This is a genomic window from Brevibacterium sp. CBA3109 (genome assembly GCF_040256645.1).
GTDB classification, from domain to species: Bacteria; Actinomycetota; Actinomycetes; order Actinomycetales; family Brevibacteriaceae; genus Brevibacterium; species Brevibacterium koreense.
The window spans coordinates 2,690,128-2,712,420 of record NZ_CP158281.1 but is presented as its reverse complement, the minus strand read 5'-3'; the positions used below and the strand labels follow the sequence as shown (position 1 = coordinate 2,712,420).

Below are 22,293 nucleotides of genomic sequence, written 5' to 3'. Positions count from 1 at the left end.
ATGGCGATTCTGGGAATCGGAACCGACATCGCCGATGTGCCTCGGTTCGCCGAACACATCGAACGCGTGCCCGAACTCCTCGATCGTCTGCTGACTCCGGCCGAGCAGCTCAAACGCAACGGCAAACGCCGGACCGATGCTTCCTTGGCGGCGAGGTTCTCCGCCAAGGAGGCGCTGAAGAAGGCGATCGGCTTCCCCGGATGGCTGCCCTGGCAGTCCGCCGAGGTGGTGCCCGCCAGGTCCGGTGCTCCCTCGTTCCGTCTGCGGGGGCTGGTGCTCGAGCACTTCCACCGCATCGGCGCAACGAACATCCACCTCTCGATCACCCATGATGCTGACCTCACGATGACCTTCGTCATCGTCGAGGGCGAAGGGCCTTCGCTGAGCCCTGACGTGGAATGGGCCGCGGACCACTTCGGCTGAGATTCTCAGCGGGTGCCGCGTAAGTGCCTCGTCCCCGGTTGGGCGTGAGCCCAATCAGATATGCGGTCTGGCTTCCCCGAACGCACCGCAGAATGGGGGCCGCCGTGGGGAAGACACTGAGAATGTCTCGGTAAGCGCGACAGATGGTTCCGAAGATTCGGACAACTCGGCCGACTCACAAAGCTTCGTTATGGTCTGATATTCACCATCCTCTGAATTAATGCCCTCGCCCACGCGCTGTCTTGCAAGGCATGGGAGGCAAGACGCATATAGGTCTTAAGTCTTTCGGCAAGTCGCTCGTGCATGGGGACAGGCTCCGTCGTGAGGTGGATGCGCCGGGGCAACACCCCACGTAGAGTCGACGATATGGACGTTACATCGATGATCATGGGCGCCTCGATCGCGTCCATCGCGTGGATAGCCTTCTTCCCTTGGGCAAAACTCAAGCGGCTGAAGGAACTTGACGAAGGTGAGAAGGGAATCACGCCGCGATAGGTTGTGGTGCTGGCCGGAGCGCCGTCGTGGCAGTTACCTGTGCATCAGTTCCACTCGCCACAAAAGGAAGACGACTTGAACCCAACCGTTCGCGAATACTTCAGCGGGCGGGGTAGGCAGCCAGCTGATTCCGCAGGGAGACCGCTGCGTCTTGAATCTGTTGCCTGCTAGTCACAATTGCGACCTGAGTGCGCTTGGGCGACTCCGGGTCGATGGAAGGTGCCGCGGCCTCATGACTCAGCCCAATCAACAGCTCTACTTGTGACTCTGACTGCTTGCCGACCGCGAAGCTCAGGTTCGGCTCAGTAAACGTCAGCCATTTGGGTGCACGTTCATCGACGTCAGGACTTTCAGCTGCTGAAGCCTCCTCGACGGGAGCAGTCGCCGTGGTGGCTACCTCGGCGATCTGCTGTAGCCAATCTGACAGTCTGCCGACCTCCCAGGTGGTCAGGGACGGGTCCTGGAAAGACCATCGCCTGCCATCGCTCGCTTGCACTGCCCCTTCAATAACTAACCAATTGGAATCCCAGGAGGCGGCGTCTGCCGGTTGGTCTGCAGTCTCTTGATTCGGCCACTGGTAGCCAGCGATTTGTAGTTCCAGCTTCGTGTTCTCGTCGTAAAGTCGCACGCGACCAGGATACGGCCTCTTGCTTTGCCAGCGCGGTGAGCCGGATGGGTCTCCTGCTTCGCTTGAAGCAGCGCGAGCCCCGGAACTATGGGTGACGAAGCAGGTGGTGAGTTTCCGTTTCCCCGACCTCAGCGAAGCCTTCACGTTCATACAATCGCTTTGCTCTGGCATTCACTTTGTGAACCTGAAGCATCGTTCCACGGCCAGCCTTTGCAGACTGTTCAACCACCCAACTGAGGATGGCGGCACCGACGCCTTGGCCCTGACTATCCGGAGCAACTTCCATGAGCTCTAGCCACGTGTCTTCCGCGCGCCTTCCCAGATACAGCGCGCCGACGTCCACACCGTCTAACCCAAGCACGAACACCAGGGGTACCAAGCTCATCGGCACGATCGCCGCTTCTTCCTCAAGTTCGCGGCGAGCTGTGTCCATCGGCTCTTCGCCATCTTCGGCCCCACCCGCGGGCAGATCGAAGATCCAGCGATCAATCGGGTAGCGGTATTGTCGAATGACCAATACGTGATCGCCGCTGACGAGGAGTGTCGCGGCTGCAAATGGAATGCTCTCGTCGACTTCGTAGTGAGTTTGCGAGCCGTTAGGGAGAGTAACCGTGTGGTCGAAAAGCACCACACGGCCTTCGTGAACCAAGAGCCGATCGACGGTCTCCCACTTACTCTCTTCCTGCGACATCTTCAAACTCCCAGTCGGCATCGACAGGCAAAGCAGGCACCGTCCATTCCGGGTCCGGTTGAAAGTCCTCGTATCCGGCGTTGAACGGGAATTGCCAGTGCTCAACATCTTCCACGGCTTGCTGTGCCACTTGTCTGATCTGCTCCACCTTGGCTGTCGAGAACACCCCGGCGCGGTGGGCGAGGTCAAGTTCATCTTCGTCTTTGAAAGTGCAGGTCCGATCAGGGCCAACGAGAACGTCGAGCACGAGGTCTGAAGTCTCAATGCCGGAATCTGACCGTGCGAATTCTTCTTCGATGTTTACGTAATAGGAGTTACGGACCCCCGGTTGGGTCTCGAAGAACCAGACGGAATACATGGTGTTTGGTTGAAAGACAGCAAGTATCCCGGAACCCACCCAGCTTCTGACTGCTTGGGCCCGCGGGGCGGTGAAACGATCTGCCCCGCTGAGAGAGCGCAGGTCCTGCCCATCAGCACTGACCTGATAGAGCATTCGAGTCCCCGCGGCCATCCACACTGCAAGGTGCTGATCATCATCAGCGATCACAGTTACCGGCCGTTGATCCACGAGGTCAGGGAAGTCTGGGTCGCGATAAGTCCAGAAGATCCTGTCGCCTCGTTGCCAACGCTGATGCTGCCGATTGCCCATGCTCGCAACCTATCAGGGCAAACCGAGCCTATAAAGCATCTGGACCACCACTGTGCAATGGAAAGGCACCGCCTCGTTAAAACTCACAAATCGCAACTCATTAGACAGGATGGAGCGCACATTCGCGGAGTATCCATTTGGGTAGACCATGTTGAGCATTTCTGCGATTGGGCTACGGCTGGTTTAGCGTCGCCGGGCGATGATGAGTCCGTCCCATCCCTTTTCGCCTACTGTCTGGATTGCCGTGCCGTCCAGGTCGGGATGGGCTGCAATATCTTTCGCGACAGCACGTACCCCTTGAACTCTAGGGTCAGCGCTGGCAGCGTCAGCGACAGCTCCGTTACGAACGACGTTGTCGATGACGATGACTGCACCGGAACGTGTGAGCTTTAGTGCAGCCGCGAGGTAGGCAGGGTTGTTCGGCTTGTCGGCATCGATGAATACGAAGTCGAACGGTTCGGCACCATCGTGGATCAGTCGCTCTGCCGATTCCGTTGCTGGTCCGACGATCGTCTCGATTCGATGTGAAACTCCAGCGACATGAAAATTTGCCTCAGCGACCGCAGCGTTCTGTGGTTCAAGTTCGAGCGTGATCACATGTCCCTGCTCGCCGACTGCTCGTGCGAGCCAGATCGTTGAGTATCCCGCTAGCGTGCCAAACTCAAGTACACGTCGAGCACCAGCGATCTGGGCCAGCAATTCTAGGAACGCACCCTGATTAGCTGCGACTTCGGCATTCGGCATTGTGGTCTTGTCGCCCGAATCACGCGCCACGACTAGGGCACTGTCTTCCCCGACAAGAGTTGACGTGAAGTACCTATCGACCGTGCGCCAAGCGTCACTCGCTTCATAACAGTTAACCGGTGCAGATGGTTCGAATTCGTTCATGGGCCCATTTTTCCGCATTGAGAACCATCGACCATAGCGGGTACTCATTGGAAGTTTCGGCTTGCGTATAGAGAAGTGGACGACCGTCACAGAGCGCTGAAAGAACACCGCCATTTATCGCTGAAGCTCACAACGCATCTTCCTGATCTCCCGGCCCTGTCGGCGAGGCGCCGGATTCTTATAACTATGTATTGCAACCTGATGAGCGAATCGGTGTACCCACTATTAGTTATGAGACACATTTGAATCCTGCCTTGGCGAAACTGATCATTGCTCTCGCGTATTGGCCAGCGACCAATGCGCAAACCCGCAACGAGTCGATTTCGTCGCGATGGGAGTAAGTCGAGATAACCTCGACGACGTTGACGGCAGGAACCTCTCTCCCTGCATTCGTCAACACGCTCATTGACGATGATGCGAGCACCTGACGGTGATGCGGCCACGATCGAACAACCAGAAAACCCCACGATCCACCGGTGCGGCTCACGAGAATGGACCCACCTCACACCTCGGCGCGGTCGGCAATAGACTCAGACCATGAGCACTCCTTCTGACACCGCCCCTGCCGATGCCGCCTCCACCGACACTGTCTCGGCGCAGACGGCGACTGCCCTCGACATTCACCTCCCCACCGCCGAGGATGCCGCGGACATCGCGGACGGACTGGTCACTCTGCGTCGCGCATTGCATGAGCACGTCGAGGTCGGTCTCGACCTGCCCGTCACACAGAAACTCGTCCTCGATGCCATCGAAGGCCTCGACATCGAGGTGACGAAGGGCAACGGACTCTCCTCGCTCGTCGTCGTGCTGCGCGGTGGGGCACGGAAGAACGACTCGACCGGCGTCGTGCCCGCAGTGCTGCTGCGCGGTGACATGGACGGACTGCCCATCCAGGAGGCGACCGGCTTCGACTTCGCAGCCACGACCGGCCGCATGCACGCCTGCGGCCACGACCTGCATACGACCGGCCTGGTGGGAGCCCTCAAACTGCTCCACCGCGACAGGGACTCCCTCCCCGGTGACGTGGTGTTCATGTTCCAGCCCGGTGAGGAAGGCTATGACGGGGCCGGAAAGATGATCGACGAAGGCGTCCTCGACGCGGCCGGCCCCCGTGTGAAGGCTGCCTTCGGCATCCACGTCTCCGCAGACCAGGACCTCGGCTACGCCTACTGCCGTCGCGGCTCGTACATGGCCGCCTTCTCGAAGATGTCCATCACGGTCCGCGGCAAGGGCACCCACGCCTCCCGCCCGGCGACCGGCAGAGACCCGATCCAGGTCGGCGCCATGCTCGTCGGCCAGCTTCAGGAATACGTGACCAGGCGCTTCGACATCTTCGACCCCCTCGTCATCACGGTCGGTCAGTTCAACGGCGGCACCGCACCGAACGTCATCCCCGATTTCGCGGAGCTCGTCGTCAGCATCCGCACCTTCTCCGACGACGTCACGGCCCGAGCCGAAGCGGAGCTGCCTCAGCTCGTGGCCGAACTGGTGTCCGCCCACGGCCTCGAGGCCGAGATCGCCTACGAGCGTGTGCTGCCGCCGACGATCAACGACGACGCCGAGGCGGACTTCTTCCTCGACACCTTCGCCGACCTCTTCGGCGCTGATCGTGCCGTCGTCCGACCGAATCCGATTCCCGGTTCCGAGGACTTCTCCCGCGTCCTCGAACAGGTTCCCGGCGCCTACGGACACTTCGGTGCGGCACTGCCGAACCTGCCGCTCGAAGAACGAGAAGCCAACCATTCGCCGCGAGCTCGCCACAGCGACGAGGGACTGGCCGATCAGGCACTGTTCCTGGCCCATCTGGCCGGTCGGAAGCTCGCCCGATTGGCCCAGGAATGAGGAGGCGCTGATGTCAGTCTTCGCTTACCCCAGCGCAGTCATCCGCGAGGCCGAACGTCCGCTGCTCGATGCGGGCGTCGACCTCATGTCACGAGCGTCCCGAGCACTGGCGCGGTTCTCCGCCGAGGTGCTGCAGGAATCACGTGGACAGGTGTCAGGATCGCGCGTCACGGTGCTCGCTGGGCCCGGCAACAATGCCGGAGACGGCCTCTTCGCCGCTGCCGCGCTGGCCCGGCGAGGTGCCCATATCACCGTCGTCACACTCTTCGCGGCCACCCATGATGGGGGCCTGGACGCCGCACGTCGAGCCGGGGCCGGTGTCATCGGCTTCCCCGAGACAGATGCGGACATCAGCGCCGAAGTTCTGCGTGAGCTCACTCGCTCCGACCTCGTCTTCGACAGCATCCTCGGCACCGGCGCCAGACGCGGGCTTCCGACCCACATCGCCTCCCTCATCAACGACTGGCAACGCTCGAGCAGCGTCAACGGCACACGGGGCAGGAACAGCGCCACGGGCACGCACGGCTCGAAACGTGCCGCCGCGACCGTCATCGCCGTCGACGTCCCCTCCGACCTGTCCCCGGACGAAAAGGGTTCGACGGACCGGATCCACGCCGATCACACAGTGACCTTCGGCGGGCTCAAGACCGATTTGACCGATCCTCGTGTCAGGGCCTTCACCGGAACGGTCACCGTCATCGAAATCGGGCTCGAGCTCGATGCGAAGCTGGCCACCGCCGAGGTGGTCTACACCGGCGATCTCAACGCCGACTTCCCCCGCCCGGGGCCCGAAGAATACAAATACTCCCGCGGAATCGTCGGGATCCTCGCTGGATCCGAGGAATACCCCGGGGCAGGGGTCCTCACATCCACCTCGGCGGTCAACTGCGGAGTCGGCATGGTCCGATACCTGGGATCCCAACTGGTCGCCGAGTTCGTCATCGGCCTCCACGCTGAGGTGGTCACCGCCCCCGGTCGCATGGACGCCGTCGTCATGGGCCCCGGCGACCCCGAAACCGAACACGTCCATGACGCTGTGGACTCCCTGTCCGAGACGAACGTTCCCGTGGTCCTCGACGCCGGTGGCCTCGACATGGTCGGTCGCGCCGAATCCGTCAAGGGCACGTGGCTGGCCGAACGTCCCGTTGTCCTGACACCGCACGCCGGTGAGCTGGCACGACTGCTCAGCCGAATCCTCGGCGAGATCATCACCGCAAGCAGAATCAACTCCGAGCCCATCGGCTGGGCACAGAAGGCAGCACGCCTGAGCGGCTGCATCGTCCTGCTCAAGGGGCACCAGACCGTCATCGCCGCCCCCGACGGGTTCTGCGTGCTCCCCGAGACCGGACCGGCCAGCCTGGCCACGGCCGGATCTGGGGATGTGCTCGCTGGGATCATCGGCGCCATGGTCGCGATCGCCCACGCCAAGAACCAGCATTCCTCGGCAGAGCATCCGCTGCTCGAACGGGAACTGGCCCACACCGTCGGCCTCGGCGTGCTCGTGCACAATGCCGCCGGACGTCGGGCCGTCAACGCCGGGGCCCTGGTCGATGCCGTCGCCGAGGTGACCGGTGAACTCATCCACGGCGGATACCTCATCGAGTGACCCGGTCCCCGTATGAGTGAAACGGGCTCTGTTCGCTCTGACACGATCCCTGTTCAAGCCGGCAGCGAGGGCGCACGGTATTCTTATCCAGTGACATCAACCGATTCCTCAGGGGCACTGGTGAAGGCCGAGATCGACGTGGCCGCGCTGCAGGCCAATGCCGCGGCGCTGGCCGAGCGGCTCGCACCGGCCCGCCTCAAGTGCGTCCTCAAGGCCAATGCCTATGGGCACGGCGTCGACATCGTCGCCCGCGGTCTCTTCGCCGCAGGCTGGCGCGACTTCTGCGTGGCCACGATCGGTGAGGCCCTGCACCTGCGTGAGATCTTGGGCAGCGGTGTCACGATCATTGCGTGGCTGTACGGGCCCACCACCGACCTCGACGCGGCCCTCGCCGCCCACATCGAACTCGGCGTATCCACCGTTGCCAGCATCGACAGGCTCCGGCAGGCCGCCGAACGCACGCACACCACGGCCCGCCTCCACCTCAAGGCCGACACTGGGCTGGGCCGCAACGGACTCGCTCCGGCCGATTGGGCATTGGCGTTGGACCAGCTGCGGACCCTGGGCGACGAACCCGATCCGTGCATCGAGATCGTGGGAATCATGAGCCACTATGCGGTCGCGGACGAACCGGAACGGGGCGAGACCGCGCAGCAGACGCACATCTTCGACTCGGCCCATCGGGAACTGAACGCGGTTCTCGATGACGCGGAGGGCCGCCTCGGCGAATCGGATCGACTCGACGTCCATATCGCGAACTCACCGGCCGCACTCACTCTCTCACCGTTCCCCGGCACCTGCGCGAGGGTCGGCCTGTCGCTCTACGGGCTCTCCCCGCTCGAGGACCAGGACTCCACCGATCTGGGGCTGACGCCGGTGCTGAGGCTGGTCTCTCAGGTGGTCAATCTCAAGGACATTCCGGCAGGTCATGGCGCTTCCTATGGGCTGACGTTCACGGCGGCGGCGAACACGCGTTTCGCCCTGGTCCCGGGCGGCTACGGCGACGGGATTCCCCGGACGGCCTCGAATCGGGCCGAGGTCAGCATCCGCGGCACACGGTATCCCGTGGTCGGTCGGATCGCGATGGACCAGATGATCGTCGAGGTCGGTGCGGGCGAAGTCGCCATCGGTGACGAAGTCGTCCTCCTCGGACCCGACGGACCCAGCGCAGCTGAATGGGGCGACTGGGCAGACACCATCAACTACGAGATCGTCACCCGCATCAGCGAGCGCGTCGAGCGCGTGGAAGCCGGCGGGACGGTCGGCGGCGACGGCGGACCCCAGCACGGTGCGGGCGCGGTGTCGTGATGAAGTTCGAACTGTCGTCATTGGCCCAGATGAGAACCTTCGCGAAGGTGCTTGCCAAGCACTTGCGCGCCGGTGATCTCCTCATCCTCAGCGGCAACCTCGGTGCCGGGAAGACGACCTTCACCCAGTCCCTGGGGCGCGCGTTGGGGGTGGCAGGGCGCATCACCTCCCCGACGTTCGTCATTGCACGTGAGCATCCTTCGCGCAGTCACGGTCCTGCACTGGTCCATGTCGACGCCTACCGGCTCTCCGATGCCGAGGAGCTCGGGGACCTCGACCTCGACTCGGAGCTCGAGGAATCGATCACCGTCGTCGAATGGGGTGAGGGTGTGGCTGAGCAGCTCAGCTCGGACTATCTGGGTCTGACGATCACCCCGATGTTCAGCCTCGGCGAGGAGTCCGACAGGGATGCCTCTGCCGGGACCGATGCCGACAACCAGGGCCAGGACTTAGGCGAAGACGAGGACGCGATCGAGGACGAACGGCGGATTGTCGAACTGCACGGGCACGGCGCCACATGGGACGAGCGATGGCCGCGCCTGAGCGATTCGATTCGCACCGAGGCGGTTGTGGGGCCGAACGTCGCTGGCGCCGCAGGTGACGTCGACGCGGCCGTGGCTGCGGACGAAAGGGACAACACATGATCATTCTCAGCATCGACACCTCACAGTCAGCCTCTGTAGCCTTGGTCGACACCGCATCCGGTGCTGTTCTGGCCGTCGAACAGGCCGATGACCAGCGCAGACACGTCGAATTCATCGGACCCGCCCTGGTGCGGGTGCTGGCGCATGAGGTGCAGCCCGAGCTTGTCGTCACCGGAATCGGTCCGGGGCCTTTCACCGGTCTGCGGGTCGGGATCGCGGCCGGCATCGCGGTCTCTCAGGCTCGTGGCATCCCGGTCAGGGGAGTCCTGTCCCAGGCCGCGCTGGCCGAGGAGTTCTGCCGCAGGTCCGAGGGTGGGGGAGGGCCCGTGCTCATCGCCGGTGATGCTCGGCGTAAGGAAGTGTATTTCAGCGTCTACGAGGCCTCGGACGCTTCTCTGAAGTCCGGGCCGTTCGTGGCCAAGCCTGCCGAGGTCGCAGACGTGCTCGCCGACCACGGGTACCGACTCGAGGTGCCGGGGGCCGAAGTCGGGCAGAGCTGCGATCGTGTCGACATCACCGAACGGATCGGCCGCGGCTTCGTCCTCTACGACGATGTCATCGGAGCATCGGGGCATCCCGAGCTCGTCGATCCGCGCGCAGAGTTCCTCGCGTTCTTCGCTGCTCGCTCGATCGCGGCAGGCGAGGAGCTGGGCGAACCGGTCCCGGAGTATCTGCGCGAGCCCGATGCCAAGTCGGCCCCGGTGCGCAAGAGTCACTTGAAGTGAGTCAAGGCAGCCAGAAGTGAGCGAAGGCAACCAGAAGTGAGCGATGCGACGGAGCAAGACGACGTGGTCATCAGCGACGTGCACTGGTGGGATCTCGCGGAAATCGCGGACAACGACTCCCGGGTCTTCGGGGCCACCGCGTGGACCGTGCACTACTACTGGGCGGTCATGGCGCAGCCGGGAACGGTCATGCTCATGGCCAGAACCGCCTCGGCGGGTCAGCGTTCTTCTGATTCGGCGGGGGAGCTGGCCGGATGGATCGTCATGTCTGTCGGTGGCAGCGAAGGCGACGTGATGACGATCGCCACGACTGCCGCGGCCCGCGGCCATGGCATCGGTCGGTCCCTGCTGACGAGCGGGATAGGCTGGGCCCGGCAGCAGGGGGCCCACGTCGTCCATCTCGAAGTCGACGAGCACAATGAATCGGCGCTGGGCCTCTATCGGACATTCGGATTCGCCGAGTGGGGCAGACGCCCCGACTATTACCCGGGAGCCGACGCGATCCTCATGCAGCTCCGCCCCTAGGGGTGGCCGGGCTGCGTCGATCGCACTGCGCACAACAGGCTCCGAGGCACAACAGGCTCTGAGGCACCACAGGCGCTGCCGCCCGGCCGCGGCAGTGCTCGCGTTGTCCGAGTCCTCCTTACTTCAGATGACGGTGAAGTCTGGGGGCAGCTGATCTCGGCCGGTGATCCCACGAAGAAGCTGCACGGCTTGCTTCGCAGTCGCGATCTGAGAGCACAGGGTGATGGCATTGCCGATGTTCTGCTGCAGGCGCTCGGGAATCGGCTGTCCAGTGGCCAGTGCGAGATCAAGGCCGTGCACGGTGAGTTCGAAAGCGCGCGAGGGCAGGTAGTCGTCGAGTCTCATCGCCCCGACTGGAGTGAGGACGATCGCATGCGCAGGTGTGCGAGCAACCAGATCGCATACCCGTTGGGCGATGGCCTCGGCGGCTGCGGCGGGATCATCTCCGAGTTCTCGACCGGCATCCTTGCCTCGCAGCTCAACCTGCTGGGGGACGGCCAGCATGGCAGACGCGCCACGGTAGTAGTCCGCAGGCGAATCGACGTCGGGCTGCCTCGTCGGCGATTCGGCGCCAGCGCTCAGATACCTCTCCACCGTGGTGAATGCGCGGCACGTGTGCCCGAGCAGAGATCGCACATCCCACTCACCGAGCCCGGGAGCGTCCAGCTGGTTTCGGGTGGCCGGGAGCAGGGCTGTCAGTGCCGACGCCGATGAGTCGAACCATTCGCGACCAGTCATCTTCTGCATACAACTCCGCTTCTCATCTCCGGTCAAGTGTGATTCGGCTCGCTGCAGAGTCGAATCGCGAATGGTGCCTAGGCGATGGTGGCTGCAGACCGCTGCGACATGGCGGTCAGCTCTGCGAGGAGTTCCCCGTTGAGCCTGAACGCGGTCATCGTCTCATCGATGACGGTCTGTTCGTCCCCGCCGGTGCCTGCGATGTCGTTGAGTCGCAGACGGTAGGCATCCTTATACGGTTTCGTCTTGCCGAGTTCGGCGAAGTCCCACATCGTCAGCGCGCTGGTGGGCAGAGCGTAGTGCCTGGCCATAAGCGCTCCGATGGCCTGCCCGCCGGACAGATCGCCGAGGTAGCGCGTGTAGTGATGGGCGATGAGCTGCTCCGGACTCTCGATCCCAGCGAGGTGGGCTGCGTAGACTTCGGCACTGCGGGTCAAGGGCAGGTCGACATCGCTGAGCCTGAACTGGTCAGAGCTGGTCAGTTCCTGCAGGTCCCAGACGATGCGCTCATGTCGGAACAGATTCGCGTCGTAGAACCCTGCGAAGATCGTGTCTTCGGCGAACTCCCGGGACCTCTGCTCGAGGACGCCATAGATGACCTCGTACTGCTTGAGCAGAAGCGCATAGGCGCGTGAGTCGAGCCTGCCCTCCATGAGATCGACCATGAAATCGGTGTGCTCGACCTCGTCATGGATCGTGGCTGTGCTGGCCTTGAGCCGAGCTGAGAATGGTTCAGTCATGATGTTTCCTCATTGAGAGATCGATGATCCGGAAGTGTCTCGATGATCCGGACGACTACAGTACTCGTTTTCATCTTAGCCTAGCCTGCCCTAACATCTGACTCATTCCTTCGTCGACCGCTGCCAAAGGGTAGGCTGGAGTCATGGAAAGAGTGCAATTGGCTGACACGAATCTGATGGTCCACCCCCTGCATCTGGGAGGCAATCCCTTCGGATGGGGTGCGGACCGGGACCAGAGCTTCGCAGTCCTCGACGCCTACGCCGAGGCGGGTGGAAACTTCATCGACACGGCGGACGCCTATTCTGTGTGGGTCGACGGCAACTCCGGCGGTGAGTCGGAGACCATCATCGGCGAATGGATGGCCTCGCGTGGCAACCGCGATGACATGGTCATCGCCACGAAGGTGGGAATGCACCCGAAGCACAAGGGCCTTGACCCAGCCAATATTCGCGACTGCATCGACGCCTCCCTGCGTCGTCTCGGCACAGACCACGTCGACGTCTATTACGCCCACGCCGACGATGAGGACGTTGATCAGGTGGCTGTGGCGGAGACCTTCGACGCGTTGGTGCGCTCCGGGAAGGTCAGCTACCTCGGCGCTTCGAACTTCACCTTGAATCGTCTGCAGTCGGCAATGAAGATCAGTGCGAAGTACTCGCTGGCGTGCTACCGCGTCGTCCAGGATCGGTACAATCTCGTGGCCCGCAGCGCGGTGGACCCACAGAAGCAGGCCTACCTGCGCTCCAACGGCATCGCTGAACTTCCCTTCCACTCCTTGGCCTCGGGATTCCTGACGGGAAAGCACACCGGCGGAGACGCCACCGGCAGCGTGCGCGGTGAACGCGTGGCCGACCTCCTCGAGAACCAAGAGGCGCTTCGCGCTCTCGAAATCCTCGACGACGTGGCTTCGGCACACAACGCCACCATGACCGCAACCACCCTGGCCTGGCAGCTGTCACACGATTTCATTCCCTCCACCATCGCCCCGGCGCGGGTGCCCGAGCAGCTGACGGAACTGCTCGCGGGAACCGAACTGCAGCTGGCCGATGACGAGATCACGGCCCTCAACGAGGCATGGGTGGAAGCATGACGAGCACCAGCCCACGCCTTGTGAATTGGGAGAACGGCACCGACCTGGTCATCGAACTGCCCTTGGCCCTCGACGTTGCGACCGTCTGGTCCAAGCTCGTCGACAGTGAGACCGCCAGGGCCTGGTTCGCGTCCTTCACCGTCGACGACAGTGCTGAGGGGGATTCCAATCCTGCGATCACCTTCGACCTCGGTGAGACCAAGCTGCACGGTGAGATCCTCAGCTGCGAGGTCGAGGACCATGTCCTCGTCGAGCTCGACGATTTCGGCGTGCTGGGCATGGCGCTGCTCGCGCTCGAACTCACAGATGGGGACGCGACCCTTCTGATCTTCACCCAATCTGCAGCCGACGTCGAGAGTGCACGTCTCAAAGCCGCGGACTTCGGACCGATGTGGGACACTCACCTGCGCCTGTTCGCTCGGGTCCTGGGGCTCGACGTCGCCGAAGCCGGTGAGGAAGAGCTGCTCGCGCTCTACGCGGACCTCGAAATTGAGGACAGCGAATCACACGACAGTGAGGACGGGGCGACCGACGCATGAGCGAACCGCTGGTGCTGGGCATCGAATCCTCGTGTGACGAAACCGGAGTCGGGATCGTTCGGGGCCGGACCCTGCTGACCAACACGGTCTCATCCTCGATGGATGAACACGTTCGCTTCGGCGGTGTGGTCCCCGAGGTCGCCTCACGCGCACATGTCCAGGCCATCGGTCCGGCCATCGCCTCGGCCTGCGACCAGGCAGGCATCGCGCTGGGTGACCTCGACGCAATCTCCGTGACCGCAGGCCCGGGACTCAGCGGTGCGCTGATGGTCGGAGTCGGTGCTGCCAAGGGCCTCGCCGCGGCACTCAACCTGCCGCTCTACGGGGTCAACCACCTCGCCGCACATGTGGCGGTGGACCTCATCGCCACCGACGTCGACGGTCTGACCACGCCGACCATCGCACTCCTCGTCTCCGGCGGGCACACCGAGATCCTGCGCATCGGCGACGTCGTCGATGACATCGAACTCATCGGCGCCACGATCGATGATGCTGCCGGCGAAGCCTTCGACAAGACCGCACGGCTGCTGGGGCTCAACTACCCAGGCGGACCGAACATCTCCAAGGCCGCTCTCGGGCAGCTCGACGGCACCGGAATCCCGGGCGATCGCACCGCCGTGAAGTTCCCCCGCGGACTGGCCAAGAAGCAGGACCTGCGCGACCCCGAACGTCGCTTCAACTTCTCGTTCTCCGGGCTCAAGACCGCCGCACTGCGGGAGGTTACGAAGGCCGAGACGCTGGGAACCCACCTGCGGGTCGCCGACATCGCAGCGGGGTTCGAGGACGCCGTCGTCGACGTCCTCGTGACGAAGACTCTGCTGGCGGCGGCCGACACCGGAATCAACCACGTCGTCCTCGGCGGGGGAGTCGCCGCGAACTCCCACCTGCGCGAGGTTCTTGGAACCAGATGCGCCGAGGCGGGGGTGAGGTTGCGCGTGCCGTCTTTGAGCTTGTGCACGGACAACGGAGCCATGGTCGCAGCCCTCGGTGCCGAACTCGTCCGCCGTGGAATCGGACCCAGCGACCTGTCATTTGCCGCAGTCTCTTCATTGGATGTCGATCATGTCCTCGTCTGACCCGAACGCAGGCGACCAGAACGCCTACACACACGACCGAAGCGGTGCCTCACGCGATGAGACCGCTTATGGCCCGAACTCGAAGGATCTGCCCGACTATCTGCCGCCTCGGCGATCGGGCGACGGATGGACTCTCGGCTCGGACGGACAGAAGCATTGGGGACTCAATGGGGCAGCGGGATTGATGCTGCTTGACCCCGCGCAGGGGATCCTCATGCAGCACCGCGCTCTGTGGTCGGTCGAAGGAGGGACCTGGGGTTTCCCCGGTGGTGCCCGTGACCTGGGCGAATCCGCCATCGAAGCGGCCGTTCGCGAGTCCTGGGAAGAAGCCGGTGTCCCCGACCGTGAGGCCGAGGGCATCGAAGTCCTCGAGACCCATGTCCTCGATCTCGGCGACTGGTCGTACACGACGGTCATCGCCCGGACTCTGCATCATTTCGACCCGGTCATCAGCGATCCGGAGAGCATCGAGCTCGCCTGGGTGCCGATTGAACAGCTCACGGATCTCAAGCTGCACTCCGGGGTCGCCGCGTCGTTGCCGGTCCTACTGGAGCTCCTCCGCCCCCACCTGTGAGCATTGCAGACCAGCTGCTGGGCTCCGTGCGGAGTGTCGCCTTGGCTCCGTGCGGAGCGTCGTCGAGATTCGGGTGTTGTACCGCGGCACTGGTGTGCGCCTGCAATTCTCGGTGCAGCACACGTGTTTCGGCGAATGTGGGCGGGGCAGCGGCTGGTGGAACTCTCAGGTGTATGAGGAACCCTCAGGTGTATGAGGTGCGCAGGTCGCTGATCAGCGATCGAGTCACCTCGGTCAGCGATTCGGTGTCCTTGAACACGTTCTGCAGCCGCTGATAGGGCACGCCGCGGTCGATGATCGAGGTGATGGAGTTCAGTTCGTCGGTGCAGCCCAGACGCTGTGCCACCGGGGCCAGGCGCGCGATCTCATCGGCCAGGCATTCGGTGACCAGACGCTCATCGGCCTCGGCATTCTCGATGATGATGGCGTCCATGCCGTAGCGTGCGGCACGCCACTTGTTCTCGTCGTGGAACCAATCCGGCATCCTCGGCAGGGCCTCACCGGCATCAAGACGGGCGGAGAAGTCGTCGACGAGGCACTGGATGAGGGCCGTGATCGCCGTGATCTCCTCGAGCGTGGGCAGCCCATCGCAGACTCTGACCTCGACGGTTCCCCAGTTCGGGGCGGGCCGGATGTCCCAGCGGATCTCATTGATGTTGTCGATGATGCCAGTGGTGAGCATGTCGGCCACGTACTTCTCGTAGTCCGACCACTCGTCAAACTGGAAGGGCAGTCCAGCGGTCGGCAGCTGCTGGAACATCATCGCCCGGTTCGAGGCATAGCCGGTGTCGGTCCCGCCCCAGAACGGTGATGATGCGCTCAGGGCCTGAAGGTGGGGGACATAGGCGAGGAGGGCGTTGACGATCGGCAGCACCTTGTCCCGGGAGTCGATGCCCACGTGGACGTGGACGCCGAAGATGAGCATGTTCCGGCCCCACCACTGGGTGCGATCGACGAGCTCGAGGTAGCGGTCCTTGGCACGGACCTCCTGAGACTGCCACTGCGCGAAGGGATGCGTCCCGGCAGACATGAGTTCGATCCCACGGTCCTCGGTCAGGGTGCGCAGGGCGCCCATGGACGTGGCCAGGTCCTCGGCGATTCCGGACACCTGCTTGTGGACGCCGGTGACGAGCTCGATCGTGTTCGTGAGCATTTCGCCCACAATCTGCTTCTCGAATTCGGGTGCACGTTCGGCGACATCGGCGAGGAGGATCTCGGCGGCGGGAGTCAGATCAAGGCTGTCCCCGTCCAACAGAGCCAGTTCCCATTCGACTCCAAGCGTGGAGCGGGGTGAGCGTGCGAAATCGACCATGGATCGATCATAGTATTCCGCGCCTGATTTTCTTGCCTCCGCCCGCTTATCGGGCGTCACATTCAGGCCGCGTGCTCGGTCTCATCCGATAGCCGCGCACCGGATTGCGAATCGAAGAGGTGCAGGCAGGAGAACTCCGGGACGACTCTGACCACGTCACCTCTGGCCACGCGCGTGCGCCCGCTGACTCTGCTGACGATCGGCATGTCGCCGGTGCCGGTCGTCGCCCGACCGTGCACATAGGCATCGGCACCGAGCTCCTCGACCAGGTCCACACTGACCTCCAGGCCACCGGTACAGCTTCGGCGATTAGCATGGTGATATGCGCCCCAGACTTGGCATCATCGCCGCGACCGCTGTGCTCGCCCTGACCGGTTGCTCCGGTGGACCCTCCGATCCGCAACCGGAGAAGACTGGGGGAGCGGGAGCACCGCAATCGGCTCAGAGGGCCGACCCCGAAAAGGCTGCCGATCCCGCGGACATCGGCCCCGCTGACTTCGCCGCCGAGGCGAAGAAGATCGTGGATTCGTTCTCCGCCGCTGAGCTGGCTGGGTCCCTCATCATCGGCACCTGGTCAGGTGCCGATACGCAGACCGGGGTGAAACTGCTGAAGAACAATAACCTCGGCGGGGTCATCATCATGGCCGACAATCTGCCCAAGAATCCGACGCCTGACCAGGTCAAGGGCGTTACAGAAGCAATCAGCGGGGCCCGCTCCAAGGGCCAGCCCGTGTCGATCGGCGTCGATCAGGAGGGTGGTCCGGTGTCGCGGCTGAGCACCGGGGCGCTGCCGTTTCCACCACTGATGGCGCTTTCGGCCACCCAGGACCCCGAACTGACGCAGACCGCGACCAAGGTGCAGGGGCAGAACCTCACCGACCTGGGCTTCACCATCGATTTCGCCCCGGACGCTGATGTCACGACCGGTGAGAAGGACGTGGCCATCAACGTGCGTTCGGCCGGGGACGATCACAAGGCCGTCGCCGAAGTGGTCGCCCAAGCCGCGACCGGATACCACCTCGGCGGCGTCGCCAGTTCCGCGAAGCACTTCCCCGGCCACGGTCGTCTTCACGTCGACTCGCACGAGAGCCTGCCGGTGTCGAAGAAGAGCATCGAGGAACTCGAGGACACGGACCTGCTGCCGTTCAAGTCCGCGGTCAAGGCCGGCATCCCGATGGTGATGATGGGACACATCGGCCTGCCGGATGCGAAGACGACGCCGGCGACGCTGAACAAAAAGGCCTACCAGTCTCTGAGGGACACGCTCGACTTCGACGGAGTCATCATCACCGATGCTCTCAATATGAAGGCTGTAGACCAGAACCAAGGCGGGGGAGAAACCGTCAGAGCGCTGTCTGCCGGCGCCGATCTCGCGCTCATGCCACCGAATTCCGCAGCCGCACAGCAGGCAGTGGTCAAGGCGATGAAGAACGGCGACCTGAAGAAGGCCGATCTGCAGAAGAAGGCCGAGCGTGTGGTGGCGATGCAGCTGGCCACGGCCGAGACCCAGAAGGCGATCACCGAAGCCGAGGATGTTGGAGGAAGCGACTCCGGGCCAGCCGGTTCGAAGGATCCGCAGGAGGTACTGACCGAGGTGGCCGAGCAGTCACTGACGGTCCTCAAGGGCGAGTGCGCATTTGAGGGCACCGACTCGATCTCCATCGTCGGTGGCGGTGAGAAGGAGAAGACCGCACTGGCCGCGGCGGCGAAGACTGCGGGACTTGACGTCGGTTCCGGTGGCACAACCGTGAGCCTGAGCCCGGACACCTCCGCTGAGGTGGCGGTCGGCACCGCTGCACCGTGGACGATGCGCAATACCTCGGCAAAGTCGGCGATCACTGCCTATGACAGCAACTCCAATGCGTTGAAGGCCGTGGCGAAATGGCTCAAGGGCGATCTCAACGCCTCAGGCAAGCTGCCTGTGGACTACGACGGAAGCGACAAGGCTCCGGACTGCAGCTGAGGCGAGAGCAGACACACAGAAACTCCCCGTCTGACTCGAGGACCGTCGAGTCAGACGGGGAGTTTCTGTGTGAACTGGATCAGAGAACGCGGATGAAGGTGACGTTGCCCATCCAGCTGTAGCTGCGCTTCGAGGTGCCTGAACCTGGGGAGCCGGCATCGTACATCTGTCCGCCACCGGCGTAGATGCCGACGTGGCCTGGGTGCCAGATGAGGTCACCGGGCTTGGCTTCCGACTGGGAGACGACCGTGCCGGAGGCCTTCTGTGCACTCGAGCTGCGAGGCAGGTTGACGCCGACCTTGCTGTAGACCCAGGAGGTGTAACCGGAGCAGTCCCAGCCGCTCTGCGAGGTTCCACCGTAGACGTATGGGGTGCCGACGCCCTTGGCAGCCCAGCCGATGACCTGCTGAGCCTTGGAGCCGTCGATCGAACCGGCGCTGTCAGACCCGGAGTCTTTGCTCTCGCTCTTGTCCGACTTGTCTGACTTGTCCTTGTCGCCGGAATCCGAGGAACCGGTGTTGGCGGAATCGGAGGAATCGCTCGCCTTGTCCTCGGCGGGCGCTGGGCTCGGAGCCGCCTCGTCGGCAGCCTCGTCCTCGGCAGTCTCGACGGGTTGTGGCTTCGGCTTAGGTTTGGGTTTAGGAGCGGCCTCAGCGGTGACGTTCTGGACGTCGGCACCGAAGGAGGAGTCCCCCTTCTTGTCCTTGTCCTTCGACGATGAGCCTTCGCCAGCAGTGACGGTCGCCGACTGGTTCTTGAACTCGACCTGTGTCTGAGCTTGTGACTCGGCGGAGACTGCGACGTCATCGTCGGCTCCCTGACCTGCTGCCGGAAGAACGGCTGCAGCGAGCAGACCACCGCTGGCAGCAACAACGGCTGCACGACGCCCGAAGACGGCGGAGTTGGCATTCAGGATTTCGGTCAGTTCGGTCAATGGGGTCTTGACCTTGGCTTCTGCGGCCCGGCGGCCATGCTGCTTAATTGCCACGTTTTCCTCTCGTCACCTATTGGAAGAATCCCAACCGCCACTTCCGGTCCTTGAAGATTTCACATCGAGCGTGGCGTCCGGCTCTCGCTGTGAAGTCGTCACTTTCGTGTACGACCCTCACAACTGTAACCAATCAGTGACCCAATGTCACGTTTTTGTTATAAACGAGCATCCTTTCGAGATGATTCTGTAAAAGACCAGGTCAGAGGGCTGATCATTGTCTAGCTTTTTGTAACATTTGATCACTGGTGCGTATATGTCAGAGGTGAAATGCCGCACTTGTGGCGGTGTTCGAGAATTTTATGTAACAAATCGGCTTACATGGCAACCGTGTGCGGACGGATCACGGACCACATCCGGCTGCCGCCGCCCAAAGCCGGTTGGTGGCCGCTGGTCAGGCGGTGCCGCACCTTGAACGACCAGCGCCGCACCGTGAACGACAAACGGTTGGTATGGTCTCTTCGAATTCAGCGCTGAGTTCGAAGAGACCATACCCACCGTTGCGCGGTTCGGGTGCGGACGCGGTTCGGGTGCGGACGCGGTTCGGGTGCAGACGAGTTTGGAGACTGCGGCTCGGGTGAGACTGCAGCTACGTCGGCCCCGTCGGTTCAGGCTCCCGTGGCGACCGGACGGGCGGGATCGGAGGACCATCCCGACCAGCTGGCCGGGTAGAGGCTCGCCTCGACACCGAGGCTCGCCAGAGCCAGCGCATTGTGGCAGGCGCTGACGCCTGAACCGCAGTAGACGCCGACGGGCTGGTCGAGAGCGCCGAGGGCCGAGAAGCGCGAGCGCAGAGATTCCTCGTCAAGGAACTTGCCATCGGCGGTGTTCTCGCTGGCGGGCGCGTTCGTGGCGCCGGGAATGTGGCCGGCCTGTGAGTCGAGCGGTTCGCTGTCTCCACGGAAACGCTCGCCGGCCCGCGCATCGAGCAGGACTCCTGTCCAGGCCGACGCAGCATCGGCGTCGATGACGGGCATCGAATCGGGGGAGATCGTCACGGTGCTCGGCTGCACGGGGGCGCCGACTCCGGTAGCCAATTCCCCTCCGGCCGCAACAAATGCGTTCAGGCCGCCGTCGAGGACCCGGGCCTTCATTCCCGCCCACTGCAGCAGCCACCATGCACGGGCGGCTCCCTGACCCGAATTGTCGTCATAGACGACGACCTCGGTGAGCTGGTCGATGCCCCAGGCCCGGACCTGGTCCTGGAATGCTTCGGCAGATGGCAGCGGGTGACGTCCCGCGGTGGGGTCGTGGTCGGAGTGTGCGGCGAGTTCCGTGTCCAGGTCGACGTAGATGGCTCCGGGGATGTGCCCGGCGGTGAAGTCGTCGCGGCCGTCGGGCTTCTGCAGTGTCCAGCGGACGTCGAGCAGCCTCGGCGTGGATCCATCGTCGGCGAGGCGAGCGAGGAGTTCGTCGGCGGTGATGAGAACGTCGGAGCGGTTCATGGGGACTCTCCTGGTGGGGTGGGACTAAGGGCGTAGAGCAGCGGTGGATCAATTGAGCAGGGTAAGCGGTTCAGCAGGGTTGGGTCAGGAGGACGACATGACGGTCACCCAGGCGGGTGAATACCAGTGTCGCCTTGTCTCCTGCCGGCAGTTTGAGCTGACGCCTGACCTGGTCAGGAACAATATCAGCTCCGCGTTTTTTGATCACGACCGAACCGATGCCACGGCTGACGAGGGCCTTGCGCAGGCTCGGGATCTTCGCGGGCAGCACATCGGTGACCTGATAGGAGGTGACCCCGGCCGCGGCCGGCCCGGTGGGTTCGACGTCGGTGGTCAGATAGGCGATCTTCGGGTGGACGCGGCGAGCCTGCAGCGGTCCGCACAGAGCGGTGACGAGCCCGGCGCGCACGATCGCTCCGTCGGGTTCGAGGAGGTAGTGGCCGACTTCGCCGAGGTCGTCCTCATCGTCGTCGGGCAGATCGTCTTCGTGGACGAGGAGCGTGCGGTCGCCCATGATGAGGGCGCTGCGTCCGGGACGCTGCCGGGCGGCACCGAAGTAGAGGCAGACCTCGACGACTTCGCCCAGGTGGGAGACCCATTGCGCCTCGGCCTCATCGGGGATGAGGCTGTGGTCGAGTGCTGGTCCGAGTTTGACCCCCGCGGCCTTCGCCGCGATCGCCTTGTCGATGACCCATGACAGGGAGGGGGAGAAGTCTTCGGGGTCGAAGATGCGTGCGGTGGACCCGCCTTTGGTGCCTTTCCCGACCGTGCGGCGGGCCGGGTCGAACCACAGGGCGTCGAATGCGGACGTGTCGATGTCTTCGGCGCGGGCATGGTCGACGCTGGCATTGGTCAGGTGGCGGAGGTTGAAGCTGGCGATGGCCGCGGTGACCTCGTCCGCGTCGACGGCGGTGACCTGGGCGCCCATCCCGGCGAAGGCGAAGGAGTCGACGCCGATCCCACACCCCAGATCGGCGATCGTGGGTGGGGGGTCTGCCGAATCAGGACTGCTGTCGGTGCCCTTGTCGCCACCGGTGTCCATGCCCTCGCCGAGGAGGCGGCGGGCGTGGTGGGCGGCCACGGGCAGTCGTGTGGCTTGGGCCAGACCGTCGCGAGTGAACAGCATGTCGTCGGCGAAAGGGCCGAGCTTCTTCACAGCGTCTTTGCGCAGCTGAGCCTGTGTGAGCAGGCCGGCGGTCACCTCGGCGGAATAGCCTTCCTTGCGCAGCGCCGAGGATCGGGCGAGCTCATCCGCAGGGAGGTCTTCGATCCGGTCGAGCCGGTCGAGGACGGAGACGTCGAGGAGTTCGGTGAGTGTCTGCGGGTCCATACGTTCACCCTATCGTCCTGACGTCAGTCCTCTGACTGCGATCATCAGTCCTGTGACTGCGATGGTTCAGAGT

24 protein-coding genes are annotated in these 22,293 nt (G+C 63.5%); 13 read left to right on the top strand and 11 right to left on the bottom strand.

All coding sequences use genetic code 11. The annotated features are described in order from the left end of the window. Both AAFP32_RS12425 and AAFP32_RS12420 read left to right on the top strand, forming a co-directional pair. The gene (locus AAFP32_RS12425; RefSeq protein WP_350269376.1) at positions 1–423 is read left to right on the top strand and encodes a holo-ACP synthase; all 423 of its coding nucleotides are present in this window, start codon (positions 1–3) and stop codon (positions 421–423) included. Positions 424–789: 366 nt separating this feature from the next. After that, a complete protein-coding gene (locus AAFP32_RS12420; RefSeq protein ID WP_267892181.1) occupies positions 790–918 on the top strand; it encodes a hypothetical protein in 129 nt (42 codons plus the stop codon). A 100-nt stretch (positions 919–1,018) separates the two neighbouring features. Here the strand turns inward: AAFP32_RS12420 and AAFP32_RS12415 are convergent, their stop codons facing one another. From AAFP32_RS12415 to AAFP32_RS12400, 4 genes are all read right to left on the bottom strand, one after another. Beyond that, on the bottom strand, positions 1,019–1,546 hold the full coding sequence (locus AAFP32_RS12415; RefSeq protein WP_350269375.1) for a WapI family immunity protein: 528 nt from the start codon (positions 1,544–1,546) through the stop codon (positions 1,019–1,021). Between the two features lie 85 nt (positions 1,547–1,631). Then, on the bottom strand, positions 1,632–2,237 hold the full coding sequence (locus AAFP32_RS12410) for a GNAT family N-acetyltransferase (protein WP_350269374.1): 606 nt from the start codon (positions 2,235–2,237) through the stop codon (positions 1,632–1,634). Further along, entirely contained in the window at positions 2,218–2,886 is a 669-nt protein-coding gene (locus tag AAFP32_RS12405; RefSeq protein WP_350269373.1) for a DUF402 domain-containing protein, read from the bottom strand. Before AAFP32_RS12405 ends, AAFP32_RS12410 begins: the two co-directional genes overlap by 20 nt. A gap of 183 nt (positions 2,887–3,069) precedes the next feature. Then, the gene (locus AAFP32_RS12400) at positions 3,070–3,774 is read right to left on the bottom strand and encodes an O-methyltransferase (protein ID WP_350269372.1); all 705 of its coding nucleotides are present in this window, start codon (positions 3,772–3,774) and stop codon (positions 3,070–3,072) included. 537 nt (positions 3,775–4,311) lie between these two features. On the opposite strand from AAFP32_RS12400, the gene AAFP32_RS12395 reads away from it, so the two are divergent. From AAFP32_RS12395 to AAFP32_RS12370, 6 genes are all read left to right on the top strand, one after another. Further along, positions 4,312–5,616: a M20 family metallopeptidase gene (locus tag AAFP32_RS12395; protein WP_350269371.1), complete on the top strand. Its 1,305-nt coding sequence runs from the start codon at positions 4,312–4,314 to the stop codon at positions 5,614–5,616. Between the two features lie 10 nt (positions 5,617–5,626). Further along, positions 5,627–7,222 carry an NAD(P)H-hydrate dehydratase gene (locus AAFP32_RS12390; RefSeq protein ID WP_350269370.1) on the top strand — a complete coding sequence of 532 codons (1,596 nt, stop codon included), beginning with the start codon at positions 5,627–5,629 and terminating at the stop codon, positions 7,220–7,222. 90 nt (positions 7,223–7,312) lie between these two features. Further along, a complete protein-coding gene (gene alr / locus AAFP32_RS12385; protein ID WP_350269369.1) occupies positions 7,313–8,530 on the top strand; it encodes an alanine racemase in 1,218 nt (405 codons plus the stop codon). After that, a complete protein-coding gene (gene tsaE, locus AAFP32_RS12380; RefSeq protein WP_350269368.1) occupies positions 8,530–9,174 on the top strand; it encodes a tRNA (adenosine(37)-N6)-threonylcarbamoyltransferase complex ATPase subunit type 1 TsaE in 645 nt (214 codons plus the stop codon). Before alr ends, tsaE begins: the two co-directional genes overlap by 1 nt. Next, positions 9,171–9,899, top strand: a complete 729-nt coding sequence (tsaB, locus tag AAFP32_RS12375) for a tRNA (adenosine(37)-N6)-threonylcarbamoyltransferase complex dimerization subunit type 1 TsaB (protein WP_350269367.1) — start codon at positions 9,171–9,173, stop codon at positions 9,897–9,899. The genes tsaE and tsaB overlap by 4 nt, the downstream gene beginning before the upstream one ends. A gap of 36 nt (positions 9,900–9,935) precedes the next feature. Then, positions 9,936–10,424: a GNAT family N-acetyltransferase gene (locus AAFP32_RS12370; RefSeq protein WP_350269366.1), complete on the top strand. Its 489-nt coding sequence runs from the start codon at positions 9,936–9,938 to the stop codon at positions 10,422–10,424. 123 nt (positions 10,425–10,547) lie between these two features. Here the strand turns inward: AAFP32_RS12370 and AAFP32_RS12365 are convergent, their stop codons facing one another. Further along, positions 10,548–11,171, bottom strand: a complete 624-nt coding sequence (locus tag AAFP32_RS12365) for a maleylpyruvate isomerase N-terminal domain-containing protein (protein ID WP_350269365.1) — start codon at positions 11,169–11,171, stop codon at positions 10,548–10,550. A 68-nt stretch (positions 11,172–11,239) separates the two neighbouring features. Beyond that, complete coding sequence (locus AAFP32_RS12360; RefSeq protein WP_350269364.1) at positions 11,240–11,902, bottom strand: biliverdin-producing heme oxygenase; 663 nt, start codon at positions 11,900–11,902, stop codon at positions 11,240–11,242. A 143-nt stretch (positions 11,903–12,045) separates the two neighbouring features. Here AAFP32_RS12360 and AAFP32_RS12355 point away from each other — a divergent pair, with 143 nt between their 5' ends. Genes AAFP32_RS12355 through AAFP32_RS12340 form a run of 4 tightly spaced genes read left to right on the top strand, consistent with a single transcriptional unit; the run spans position 12,046 to position 15,182 of the window. Beyond that, complete coding sequence (locus tag AAFP32_RS12355) at positions 12,046–12,993, top strand: aldo/keto reductase (RefSeq protein WP_350269363.1); 948 nt, start codon at positions 12,046–12,048, stop codon at positions 12,991–12,993. After that, positions 12,990–13,532 (top strand): hypothetical protein, encoded by a 543-nt coding sequence (locus tag AAFP32_RS12350; RefSeq protein WP_350269362.1) that lies wholly within the window; start codon positions 12,990–12,992, stop codon positions 13,530–13,532. The genes AAFP32_RS12355 and AAFP32_RS12350 overlap by 4 nt, the downstream gene beginning before the upstream one ends. Next, a complete protein-coding gene (tsaD, locus tag AAFP32_RS12345; protein ID WP_350269361.1) occupies positions 13,529–14,608 on the top strand; it encodes a tRNA (adenosine(37)-N6)-threonylcarbamoyltransferase complex transferase subunit TsaD in 1,080 nt (359 codons plus the stop codon). Before AAFP32_RS12350 ends, tsaD begins: the two co-directional genes overlap by 4 nt. Continuing rightward, a complete protein-coding gene (locus AAFP32_RS12340) occupies positions 14,595–15,182 on the top strand; it encodes an NUDIX domain-containing protein (protein ID WP_350269360.1) in 588 nt (195 codons plus the stop codon). The genes tsaD and AAFP32_RS12340 overlap by 14 nt, the downstream gene beginning before the upstream one ends. Before the next feature lie 184 nt (positions 15,183–15,366). Here AAFP32_RS12340 and AAFP32_RS12335 read toward each other — a convergent pair whose 3' ends face one another. Then, a complete protein-coding gene (locus tag AAFP32_RS12335) occupies positions 15,367–16,494 on the bottom strand; it encodes a glutamate--cysteine ligase (RefSeq protein ID WP_350269359.1) in 1,128 nt (375 codons plus the stop codon). A 62-nt stretch (positions 16,495–16,556) separates the two neighbouring features. Continuing rightward, entirely contained in the window at positions 16,557–16,769 is a 213-nt protein-coding gene (locus tag AAFP32_RS12330; protein ID WP_350269358.1) for a hypothetical protein, read from the bottom strand. 47 nt (positions 16,770–16,816) lie between these two features. Here AAFP32_RS12330 and AAFP32_RS12325 point away from each other — a divergent pair, with 47 nt between their 5' ends. Next, positions 16,817–18,457 (top strand): glycoside hydrolase family 3 N-terminal domain-containing protein, encoded by a 1,641-nt coding sequence (locus AAFP32_RS12325; RefSeq protein WP_350269357.1) that lies wholly within the window; start codon positions 16,817–16,819, stop codon positions 18,455–18,457. A 79-nt stretch (positions 18,458–18,536) separates the two neighbouring features. Here AAFP32_RS12325 and AAFP32_RS12320 read toward each other — a convergent pair whose 3' ends face one another. The 3 genes from AAFP32_RS12320 to AAFP32_RS12310 all read right to left on the bottom strand — a co-directional run bounded on the left by AAFP32_RS12320 (position 18,537) and on the right by AAFP32_RS12310 (position 22,220). Beyond that, on the bottom strand, positions 18,537–19,445 hold the full coding sequence (locus AAFP32_RS12320) for a C40 family peptidase (protein WP_350269356.1): 909 nt from the start codon (positions 19,443–19,445) through the stop codon (positions 18,537–18,539). A gap of 608 nt (positions 19,446–20,053) precedes the next feature. After that, positions 20,054–20,890: a sulfurtransferase gene (locus AAFP32_RS12315; RefSeq protein WP_350269355.1), complete on the bottom strand. Its 837-nt coding sequence runs from the start codon at positions 20,888–20,890 to the stop codon at positions 20,054–20,056. A gap of 70 nt (positions 20,891–20,960) precedes the next feature. Further along, a complete protein-coding gene (locus AAFP32_RS12310; protein WP_350269354.1) occupies positions 20,961–22,220 on the bottom strand; it encodes a class I SAM-dependent methyltransferase in 1,260 nt (419 codons plus the stop codon). Positions 22,221–22,293: the final 73 nt, after the last annotated feature.

What these genes read in the sequence shown, in the direction of transcription:
- AAFP32_RS12340 (WP_350269360.1), top strand. Translation starts at nt 14,595, where the DNA reads ATGTCCTCGTCTGACCCGAACGCAGGCGACCAGAACGCCTACACACAC.
- AAFP32_RS12365 (WP_350269365.1), bottom strand. Translation starts at nt 11,171, where the DNA reads ATGCAGAAGATGACTGGTCGCGAATGGTTCGACTCATCGGCGTCGGCA.
- AAFP32_RS12315 (WP_350269355.1), bottom strand. Translation starts at nt 20,890, where the DNA reads ATGAACCGCTCCGACGTTCTCATCACCGCCGACGAACTCCTCGCTCGC.
- AAFP32_RS12325 (WP_350269357.1), top strand. Translation starts at nt 16,817, where the DNA reads ATGCGCCCCAGACTTGGCATCATCGCCGCGACCGCTGTGCTCGCCCTG.
- AAFP32_RS12310 (WP_350269354.1), bottom strand. Translation starts at nt 22,220, where the DNA reads ATGGACCCGCAGACACTCACCGAACTCCTCGACGTCTCCGTCCTCGAC.
- AAFP32_RS12400 (WP_350269372.1), bottom strand. Translation starts at nt 3,774, where the DNA reads ATGAACGAATTCGAACCATCTGCACCGGTTAACTGTTATGAAGCGAGT.
- AAFP32_RS12395 (WP_350269371.1), top strand. Translation starts at nt 4,312, where the DNA reads ATGAGCACTCCTTCTGACACCGCCCCTGCCGATGCCGCCTCCACCGAC.
- AAFP32_RS12335 (WP_350269359.1), bottom strand. Translation starts at nt 16,494, where the DNA reads ATGGTCGATTTCGCACGCTCACCCCGCTCCACGCTTGGAGTCGAATGG.
- AAFP32_RS12355 (WP_350269363.1), top strand. Translation starts at nt 12,046, where the DNA reads ATGGAAAGAGTGCAATTGGCTGACACGAATCTGATGGTCCACCCCCTG.
- AAFP32_RS12425 (WP_350269376.1), top strand. Translation starts at nt 1, where the DNA reads ATGGCGATTCTGGGAATCGGAACCGACATCGCCGATGTGCCTCGGTTC.
- tsaD (WP_350269361.1), top strand. Translation starts at nt 13,529, where the DNA reads ATGAGCGAACCGCTGGTGCTGGGCATCGAATCCTCGTGTGACGAAACC.
- AAFP32_RS12360 (WP_350269364.1), bottom strand. Translation starts at nt 11,902, where the DNA reads ATGACTGAACCATTCTCAGCTCGGCTCAAGGCCAGCACAGCCACGATC.
- AAFP32_RS12420 (WP_267892181.1), top strand. Translation starts at nt 790, where the DNA reads ATGGACGTTACATCGATGATCATGGGCGCCTCGATCGCGTCCATCGCG.
- AAFP32_RS12405 (WP_350269373.1), bottom strand. Translation starts at nt 2,886, where the DNA reads ATGGGCAATCGGCAGCATCAGCGTTGGCAACGAGGCGACAGGATCTTC.
- tsaB (WP_350269367.1), top strand. Translation starts at nt 9,171, where the DNA reads ATGATCATTCTCAGCATCGACACCTCACAGTCAGCCTCTGTAGCCTTG.
- AAFP32_RS12410 (WP_350269374.1), bottom strand. Translation starts at nt 2,237, where the DNA reads ATGTCGCAGGAAGAGAGTAAGTGGGAGACCGTCGATCGGCTCTTGGTT.
- tsaE (WP_350269368.1), top strand. Translation starts at nt 8,530, where the DNA reads ATGAAGTTCGAACTGTCGTCATTGGCCCAGATGAGAACCTTCGCGAAG.
- AAFP32_RS12350 (WP_350269362.1), top strand. Translation starts at nt 12,990, where the DNA reads ATGACGAGCACCAGCCCACGCCTTGTGAATTGGGAGAACGGCACCGAC.
- AAFP32_RS12390 (WP_350269370.1), top strand. Translation starts at nt 5,627, where the DNA reads ATGTCAGTCTTCGCTTACCCCAGCGCAGTCATCCGCGAGGCCGAACGT.